Origin of the sequence: Sedimentitalea sp. (assembly GCF_039973035.1) — a bacterium.
Classification (GTDB): Bacteria; Pseudomonadota; Alphaproteobacteria; order Rhodobacterales; family Rhodobacteraceae; genus Sedimentitalea.
Window position 1 is genome coordinate 97630 of the sequence record NZ_JBDWLR010000069.1, and the last position, 10061, is coordinate 107690.

2 protein-coding genes are annotated in these 10061 nt (G+C 58.6%); one reads left to right on the forward strand and one right to left on the reverse strand.

From position 1 onward, the window contains the following. Position 1 precedes the first annotated feature (1 nt). Positions 2-9871, reverse strand: coding sequence for a hypothetical protein (locus tag ABJO75_RS17375; RefSeq protein ID WP_348132188.1), 9870 nt, complete (start codon positions 9869-9871; stop codon positions 2-4). Between ABJO75_RS17375 and ABJO75_RS17380 the strand changes: the two genes are divergently transcribed. Next, positions 9870-10061 (forward strand): hypothetical protein (locus ABJO75_RS17380; RefSeq protein ID WP_348132191.1); only part of this gene is annotated, 192 nt, incomplete at its 3' end. The genes ABJO75_RS17375 and ABJO75_RS17380 overlap by 2 nt on opposite strands.

The window sequence follows — 10061 nt, forward strand, 5'->3', positions numbered from 1 at the left end:
ATCAGATGACCGCGCTTTGCTGTGTGTTGGCAGCGTCTTCGAAAATCACTTGAACCTGATCGGCAAACCCGGCCCCGGTCTCGACCGTGGCGATCTGGTTGCTATCAACGCTCAGATTGCCCGTGGTATTGTCATACGTAACGTGATCGGCAACGACCTCACCTGCGGCCAGTTGCACAAGTGCAGTCAGGTCGATCTGATCGGTGTTCGCCGGGTCATCCGGCGTCTGGTAGTCGGCGATTACGTCAGTTGCCAGAAGATCGGTCATGGCAAAGACATCATCCCCGGCGCCGCCGGTCAGGGTGTCTGCGCCAGCGCCACCTGTCAGAAGGTCACTGCCTGCACTGCCGATGATGGTATCATTGCCATCGCCGCCATCCACGTCATAGCCAGCGCTGCTACCGGAGAGATCGACAAAATCGTCACCTCCCATGAGCGAGAACCCTTCGACCGCGTCATAAGGCCGGTCCACGGCGTCATAGACGACCGAGTCCGCCGAATCCGTGGCAAAGGCGATATCGTTTGCGCCAGTACCGCCAGTGACGTCGGACAGCAATGGATTGCCGTTCACGGTCTGACCGGTATCGACCATCTGCATCGTGTTGATATCAAGATCGGCAGTGGCCTCTGCACTGGCCGGCACGCTTGCATCGTCCACGACGTCATAGGTGAGGACCGGTGTTCCGACAAAGCCCGTGGGCACCGTAACCTGAACCGAATCCGCAAGAAGCGCCACCGACACGTCAGGGTCGGCACTTGCCGGGTTTTCGATCGTCAAATTGTCGGAATCGGAGGCATTGGCCAGCAGGGCGGCGAAATCAATTTCAAAGCTGGTTTCAGTCGTCGCGTAACTGACCGGTCCGCTGATCTGGGGCTGGTCATTCGCATCGACGACATAGTTCTGCGCCGGTGCCGTCCCGTGATTGGTTGATACGGTTATGGTGCCACCAAATCCGCCTGAAAAGCTGTCTGGCAGTGCGACTGACAGGGCCGCCACGGCTGCGCTGAATGTTGCAATATCCATACTGCCGCGCGTGAATGTCAGGGTTTGCCGGTTAGCGTCGAATGTACCGCTTGATGCCGTGGTGCCGGCGGGCAAGGGCGTGTCGAACGTGACGATCACCTCTTCCAGCCATTCGGATGGATCGGGCTGTTGATCGGTCACATCAGCAACGATCCCGAAATCCACGGTCAGCGGCGCGCCGTCCTGTGCCACGTTGATCGGAGTGGTATTGGTGACCGTCAGGTCCAGCTCGCCATCGATGTTGATGCTGAAGCTGCCGGATTGATCGCCGCCTTCGTTGGTCGTGACATTGAGAGTTCCATCCAACGGCGTTCCATTGGTCGCAAAGTCGCGCGGAAAGGTGACTGTCAGCGCATTGAACTCGGCCAGCGACCCGGTGAACACCAGATCACCGCTGACGGCGACAGGGCTGCCGCCACCGACCGAATACGACGTGCCATCGGGTATGCCGCTGATGGTGTAGGTGACAGCATCGACCGTTTCCGACCCGTCAACATCGGTGACGTCGATCGTGAAATCGCCGGCCGGATCAAAGCTGACCACATCGTCGGTTTCCTGAAGGTCCACGACAGGTGTATCCACAGTCACGATCAGATCCGGCGCCACCGCGATATCCAGATCGAGCGTTACCACGGCAGAGTCCTGGGTATCGACAAACGGGCCATTCAATTCGGCGTCAGAGGTCACCGCGACCACGTCCAGCGAAACCTGCCCCGCAAAATCGCCGCCCGGTACGAACGTTACTTGCCCAGCGGGCGTAAAGTTGGTTGTCAGGCCCGTGCTGGCGCCAGGAGTGCCGGGGATTGTCACGTTCCCATTGGCATCCGGGGTCAACGCCACACCATCCAGATAGACCGATCCTTCGGCAGGAACGGCAACGCGGAACGCAGCCGTTTCATGAAGATCGTACACCGTTGCCGACAAGGTCAGGGTGTAGGCCTGAGGTTGATCTTCGATTCCGGTTGTCGGCGTAATAAAGGCCGTCAGGTCCGCCACATCGGCATCAGGGCGCACCTTGACCGAGAAATCCAGCGTCGTGCTTTGCGTATCCGAATTTCCGGTTTCCAGCGTTGATATCGTCATCCGCAGGGGGATGCTGTCGGGCAATGCAGGGCTCAGAGCATCGGGCGTGCGCGCATTCTCAACCGCAAGGCTCAGGGTGACTTGCTGGAAGGCCTCGCGTGAAATCGTATAGCTGCCATCGCCATTGTCGATGAAACCGGAACCCGATGGGCCGGAGATCAGCATGTAGGACGGGATATCAAAAATTGTGATCGAGATCGTTTCCGACCCGTCCTGATCCGGGGTGTCTGCGTCAATCACATCCGCCAGAGTAAACGCCTGATCTTCGACAATCGTAATGACAGGCTCAGCACCGCTGTTGTCGACATAGGGTTGGCCAGTATCGGTGTCGATCACAGTGTCATCAAAGTTGATGAAAGGCACATCCGCGACCGGGATCACCTCGACGGTTCGTGTCGCCGTATTCGTCAGCGTAGAGCCATCGACATCCTCGGATGTGGCGCTGACCTCTATGGTGATATTACCACTCAGATGCTGGGTGGGAACAACGCTGAGACCAGCGAGATCGTCAGGAGAAATGGAATAGGTCGCGGATCCGTCCGGATTGACCGTTCCGGTCAGGAGCGTGCCGCTGGCATCGTAAAACTGCGCGCCGTTGTCGCCGCCGATTGTGATTTCAACATCGCCAACCAGACGTTCGCCACCGTCGATGCCTTCGACGGTAAGCCCCAGATCATAGGGGGTGTCCTCATCAAACGAATTCGCCCCGCCGAGGATGATGTCAGGCCCATCGACCACCGGATTGATATAGATGCCAAAGCTGCCACCGCCGGTGTCCACGGTCTCGCAGGAGGCGTTGATCAGACGCATCTGATAGGTCAAATCCGTCAAATCATCATAAGGATCGTCGGGACCAAGGGTTTCCGCCGGATCGAACGGGTTCACCGGGCTCGATTGATGCGGTGGTGGGGTATAGAGAATGCTGCCTTCGGTCTGGGTCGGATCGTTCGGATCGACGCCCAGCTTGGCGATATCCACGACATAGTTGCCCGTCGTCGGGTCAAGCAGGACCGCACCGGTTGGGTCACTGGAAAGTGAAGCGCTATCCGGCAGATCAATCACCAGAGTGAAATCGCCCTGCACACCATTTGGCAGATTGGCCAGATCATCGATGCTGTCGTAATAGCCCGGCACCGGCGTGATCTGAAGCTTGAGTGCAATCTCGGTATCCTCGTCACCGCTTCCCACCAATGTCAGGTCAGGCAGTGGAAGCTGCATTTCCGGCGGGCAGGGATCGGGCGGACCGTTTCCGGTTTCGGGCAGAACGACGACGCTGAAGTCTTCGGAGACAACTGATCCACCGGGCAGGGTGTTGATATAGGCGAGGTTAAGCAGCGTCGAATTACCGGGTGGCAGGTCCACATCCTGATCGTCTTCGATGACGATCGTATGCAGGGTCATGTTGTAATAGGTGACATCGGTGACGTCCGACGGCACAAACAGAAGATTTCCAAGGTTAGTATCGGTAACCAGATAGGTTTCGCCGGATGCATCAATCGATTGCCCGCCGATAAAGCTGGTACTTGGGTCGACGCCTGTAATGATGTGATAGATCGTTTCCGACCCGTCATAGCCGTCGGGCGGGGCGACGATGATTTCTGTCATCGATGCAGACAGCGTGGTGGCATCCTCGAACACCGCGGCCACGTTGTCGAACCCGTTTTCCAGTGCGTCGTCGGTGAGCCGCATGTCCAGCGCAAAAGGTGTTTCGTCGAACCCGGCATAACCATAGGCCCGATTGTAGTTTGCCGTGCCATCCTGAACCTCATCAGGACGGTAAATGTCATTTATTTCGGCCTGCGTGATCCCGCCCGCTGTGATCGCAGGGTCCTCGTTTTGCACGACCTGATCTGGCGTATCGGCAATGCCCTGCACATTAATAGTGATGGTACCGGTTTCGACCCTCGTTTCTGTCGGATCGATGGTTTCATAGTACCGGACCTGCACATCAAAGGTCATGTCCTCGTTGGTGTCCTGTCCCGGCAGGACCCACAGGTTTGCGGCCTGATCCGGAGACAGTATGACCCGGCCGCCGGAAAGGGATATTTCAGTTCCGCCATTGGCCGGATCACCATCAAAGAAGCGCGGCTGTCGGCGTACCGAGTCGCTACCAACGTTGCCGACGATGACATAGTTCAGGATCGCTTCGGGCGAGAGCGGTGAATTGGTTGAGTTGTCGATGATATTTCCGTCGATCACCACCTGCACGGCAGTATCCTCGCGGGTGCTGGCGGTTTCGGACGGATCCCCGCCATCGGCGACCGGTTCGATGTAGAACGGGGTGTCCAGCGTCGTGACACGGGTATTGCCGTCGTCTTCGGTGGTGACGACCTGAATATCCTGACTGATCGGTCCGGCCCAATGCGTGGGTATGCCGCGAAACTCCATATCCAGCCATTCGTAGGATTCCAGACTCCAGGTGTTGAAGCCGGGCGGAGAGTTCAGTTCGGTAATCAGGGCCGGAATCTTGGGGCCAGTCGGGTCTGCAGGGTCCGGAACAAAGATCGTGACAGCACTGGGCACGCTGCGAAGAACAATCGCGGTAATCTCTTCAGAGCCATCAACATCCAGGATCGAGGCATTCAGTGACAGCGCCCAGACGCCACCCGCATCGTCGATCTCTTGTTCATTGCCCACCGGCGACGGATCGATCACGGCGAGGTTGTTGACCGGATCGACATCAACGTCGAAAACAGTGTTGGCTTGTTGGTCATCGGTTGTTGCGGTGTTGGCGTCGGTCACATCGATGGTGATGTTCAGGTCCTGACCAAAGAACGCGCCCGCTGCGGTGTAAGGATCACCATCCTGCCGGTCGACATCGTAATCTTCGTAAAGCGTTGGCTGAAGCAGGATGGATGCATCAAACGATGTGACGTCGGGGACGAGGTCAAGCGTCAGTGCGCCCGTCGTTTCATCATAGTTCGCGCTGTCAATCTTGGCGTATTCGCTGGCTGCGAGCGCGCTGGAGCCGTCGGCGCTGTAGAATGCTGCCTGATCCACGGTTCCGCCCGTCACGTATTGGGCAATCCAGTCGGTCGGCACGTTTTCAACCGTGATTGTGTGCAACTCTTCAGAGCCGTCGTCGTCCGGGGTTGCGCCCTGAATGCCAATATACAGGTCAACTTGCCCCCCCGGGCTTGACCCGTCACTGGTGCTTTCCAGCAGCGTCAGGATGCTCGCGCCTGATACCGTGCCATCCTTGACTGTAGCGTCGACCCGCGTCGGGCTGTCTGCTGCCGCGTCGTCTGCCGTCAGAACGAACACGCTGGCCGTCAATTGTGCCTCGGCAACCGGGTTCACGGTCTTGGTGAAACTGAAGCTGCCGCTGTTGGTGTTGTCGCTCGTGTCCTGTTCGACGTCGCCCGGATGGGTCGCGGGCGTGGTGGTTTCGTGCCAATCGGCTGTTCCGTCTATGGTCACAACGCCACTGAAATGCTGTGGGAATTGCATCTGGATCGACGCCAGCGCATCCGAGAACTGTTGTGTTGTGGCGTTGCCCGCTGGTTCAAACCGATAGGTGGCGCTGGTGGCCGTCGACCCAACGAAAGATGGATCGACGAACCCTGTAAGTGCGGGGTCGCCGGATAGCACCATATCGGTTCTGGGATCGAATACGTCGCTGGCCGTGGCGATCGTGAAGGTAAGTTCGACCGCATCGAATACCTCGGAGCCATCATTGTCCGTCAGACCAAGCCCGTTCAGATCCAGATCAAGGTCCAGCGCGTCTGTGATATTCTCATCCGTGCTGGCATCCGCCACGGTCTGCGTTGCATCATCGACCACCGCGTCGACATCGACATCCACGTCGTCTGTGGCTGTTGCCGTATCGTCGGCCAAACCTGCTGCGGTATCGACAGAGGTGACGGTGGCGATCAGATCATCGCCCGTCAGCGTGGCGACATCACGGTCATCATCGGCGAGCGGTGTGACACGGAGCGCACCATCAAAGCTGGTGACCCCCGGTTGCAGCGTGATGGTCAGCGTCGTGCCGGAAACGGTCGCACTGTCAACCTCGGTCGCGCCCGCTTCGAACAGGGCCAGATCAACTGTGCCGCCTGTGCTGGCCACCCATCCCGCGGGAAGGTTCTCGATCGTGATGGTCGTCAAGGCCTCGGAACCGTCCTGATCTGGCGTTTGCGCATCGATCTGCAACAGGAACCCGTTGTCTTCCTTGACCACAAAGTTGCCAGCGGCCGGTGAATTTACGGCGGCTTCGCTGTCATCTACGGTCAGGACGATCGTCGGCTCAGCCACCGGGGTGACGTTCAGAACAAAGGCGTCGCTGGTGCCGCTCTGGTCACCTTCGTTGGTGACCACATTCACAGTGATGTCAACGATCCCCGAGAAATGCTGTGGAAAGGATGTGACACCGAGAGCAGCCAATTCTGCGGTAGTGCCTGACCAACTGCCGCTTGGACCGGTCAGTTGCGTGCCATCGGTCAGCGTGGTTGGCCCGTTGGTCGGCAGCCCGTCAAACGTGACAGCGATCGCCGTGATCGTTTCCGAGCCGTCGATATCGGTGACCGCGGCGTCGATATTTAATGGAATATCGGTGCCGAGATCCTCGATCACCGTGATGTCCGCCACGTCGATCCGGACATCGGCCTCGGATTCGACGGTAACGGTGAAGTCTCGCGATTCCACGCCATCGTCCGGCCCGCTGTCGGTTTCGCCAGCCAGAATTGATTCATCGGTGCGTGCGGTAACCGTGCCGGTGATGTCGGTCTGGGTCGCATAGTCATCAGGCAGGCGGATTTGCAGCGCGTCGTAGTCTTGCGGCGTTATGGCCGAAAGGCTGAACGTGCCGCCGGTAACCGTGGTGACGGTCTGAAATCCATCGGTGGAATATTCCGCACCATCGGGCAGGTCGTTCACTGTCACATCGACACTGGCAACAGTCTCCGAACCGTCCACATCCGTCGCGACCGGGTCGATGGTATCGCTGAGGGTGAAAACCACTGGCGCGGTGGTCGTCACATCCTCATCGGTGTCGCCGGGCGTGTCATTTTCGGCGAGCGTAATCGTGCCGGGGCCATTGAGAACTATGTCGCCCTCGGCATCAACCGTCACCGACAATGTGCCTATGTCGCTGCCGTTTTCGTCGGTTGTCGCCAGAACAAGAAGCTCAAGCGTCGCAACGGGGCTTTCGGTCGAATAATCCTGTGGCAATTCGAATATCAGGTTCTGATACTCGGCTTCGGTCATGAAAATCGTGTTGTTGGGTGGCAATAACGCAAATGTCCCCCCATCGATGGAATATCGCAAACCAGCCGGCGGTTGGGGTATCGAGACAGTAATTTCGGTATTGCTTTCTGATCCGTCCGCATCGGTGGCCTGCGGCGTAATCGTGTCAGCGGGCCGGAACGTGACGACATCGTCAGTCTCTGCAATCGTGATTGCGTCGCTGGTGACCTCAACATCTCCTTCGACTGCGATGTTAAACGGGATCGTGGCGTTTTCGGTGTAGGTTGACGTGCCATCATTAATGACCAGCGATAGCTCTCCGGAAACAGTTGTGAGCGGGTTGTCGCTCGAAAAATCGGCTGGAAATGTAATGACCAGATCGGCAGGGAGCGTCGCGTCGGTCGGATAGTCATAGGTGAGTGTGAATGTTCCAGTGCCGTCAGCGACGATGCTGCCACCATTGGTTGTCGTGCCATCGGGCAAGCCGGTGACCACGAAATCCCCCGAAACAATTGTTTCGCCCGGTGCCGGGTCAACGATGCTGACATAGTCCGACAATCGCACTGGCAGCGCGGCGTCGGTTTCCTGAGTATCAACCTGGCCGTCGATCTCGGCGTCGGGTGTGGGGTTGATGATGATGGTCTGAGGCGTGGTTTCTATGCCTTCCAGCGTAGAAACAGAGATCACCGCGTTGATCGTGCCGTTATAATCACCGGGAAGCTCCAGCGAGAGGTCTCGCGCCTCTGCAACGCTGCCAAGCCAGACTGGTCCCAAAAGGGTTCCTTCGGTCGCGATTGTGCCGGTGGGGAGGCCAGAAAAGACGATACGCACATTCGCACCAAACGGGCTTGCAGGGTCTTCGACCTCTGATCCGTCACGGTCGTCGATGACAATGTCGATTTCCAGATCGACGGTCACGCCCTGATTGCTGTTGGCCACGCCATTGTCTTCATCCGCCAAGACCTGTGCGGGGGCCGTCAGATCAATGTCTTCCTCAAACCCGATGTCGACGATCCGTTCCACGGTCGCTTGCCCGTCAACAGGCGTATCATCAAGCGGGTTCTGGTCCTCGTCAGTTTTCACGGTCAGACGGAAGGTCAGCGGCAATTGTGTGTCGCCGGTGGACAGGTCAGACCGGTTCGCGGTTGAGAAATCTTCGCGCAGGGCAAAACTGATATTGTTGTAGGCAGCTAGCATGTCGGCGGCGCTCGGATCCACCCTGTATGTGACCGTATAGGTGCCATCGGGCTGCAAATCGCGGAACAACAACACATCGGGAATGGCAGCGAAAACCGTATCGACAGGCACACCTTCGATGACCAATTCAATGCTGGTAAAGCTCTCCGATCCGTCCGAGTCCGTCACCAAAGGTGCCAGCAGTGTGTGTGGAGCAACCGGGGTCATTGAGTCCGTTTCGTCCGGTATGGTGTCGGGCAGCGTATCGTCGATCGTCACGTCGCCTTCGGGCGTGATGCGCAATGTCACGGGCGCAGATTGCCCCACAGGGTCTTCGGTCGAGGTGGCGGTGAGGGTGCCGGAAATCACACCTCCGGTCAGCATCGGGCTTTCGGTTGAGAAATCGGCCGGAAAGACCAGTTGCAGCGCCGCATACTCGGCACCGGTTCCGCTAAAGGTGAAATCGCCGCCTGCCACGGCATCATAGGACACAGTGCTGCCGGGCACACCGCTGACGATCACGCCGGGGGGAAGGTCACTCAGCGTCAGGGTAACGGTATCGATGGTTTCGCGCGGCTGGTTTGCGTCAAAATCACTGACCGCGACCTGCCAGGCGGTTGAGGGTGTGACCGTGACGGGCGCATCGGTTTCTTCGGCGGTCAATTCGGTTAGTGTCAGGTCCACGTCACCTGCCGGATCAATGGTAATCACCTGCGGTGTTTCGACGGTGCCCTCCGGGCTGATCGCGCGGATCGTCGAATTGATCGTACCTGAATAGTCGCCGGGCAGGGTGAGCGTCAGCTCGTTGGCGTCTTGCCAGGTTCCGGTCCAGATGCCGGTTGCCGCGTCATAAGTGCCTGCCGAGAACATCGTGCCGCCGGGCATGTCTGCATAGATGATTTCGACCGTCGTGGAGTCTTCGGAGCCGTCGATATCGTTTGGCGCGACATCGATATCCAGCAGCACCAAAACGCCAGAACCGTCGCCGCTCAGGCTGTCTTCGATTCCCGACAGCGTTGCCGGGGCAGACAGGGTCACGTCGGCCTGATAATCGATCACGACCACGCGCGAGGCGGTTTGCTGACCATCTACCGGCGTATCGGTGGACAAATCCTGATCCTCGTCGGTGCTGGCCGTCACAGTCAGTTCCAGCGGTCGAGAAGTTTCGCTCGCCAGATCGGTCCGGTTGGTCGTGGAAAAGTCAGCGGGCAGCTCAAAGTTGATTGCGGCATAGGCCGCGGCCACATCGCCGACCGATCCTGTGGACAGGGAGATCGCCATCGTGGTCGACCCATCCGCCTCCGGTGTAAACAGGACGCTGGCTCCTGCAGGCACGTTCAGGTTCAGCGATCCTGCAGCTGACCCGCCCGGAAGACCGGAAACGGTCAGCGACAGCTCTGTCATGGTTTCCGACCCGTCGGAGTCCGTAGCGGCAGGGCGCAACAGATCGTTCGGGATCACCAGTGTCGGTGCGTCGGTCTCGTCCGGCACGGTGTCGGGGAGGGTGTCGTCGATGAAGAGGTCGCCTTCGGGCGTGATGCGCAGGGTGACGAGGGTGGATTGGCCGGTGGCGTCTTCGGTCGAGGTGGCGGCG

Coding starts and splice junctions, on each gene's coding strand:
- ABJO75_RS17375 (WP_348132188.1), bottom strand. CDS start 9,871: ATGACAGAGCTGTCGCTGACCGTTTCCGGTCTTCCGGGCGGGTCAGCT.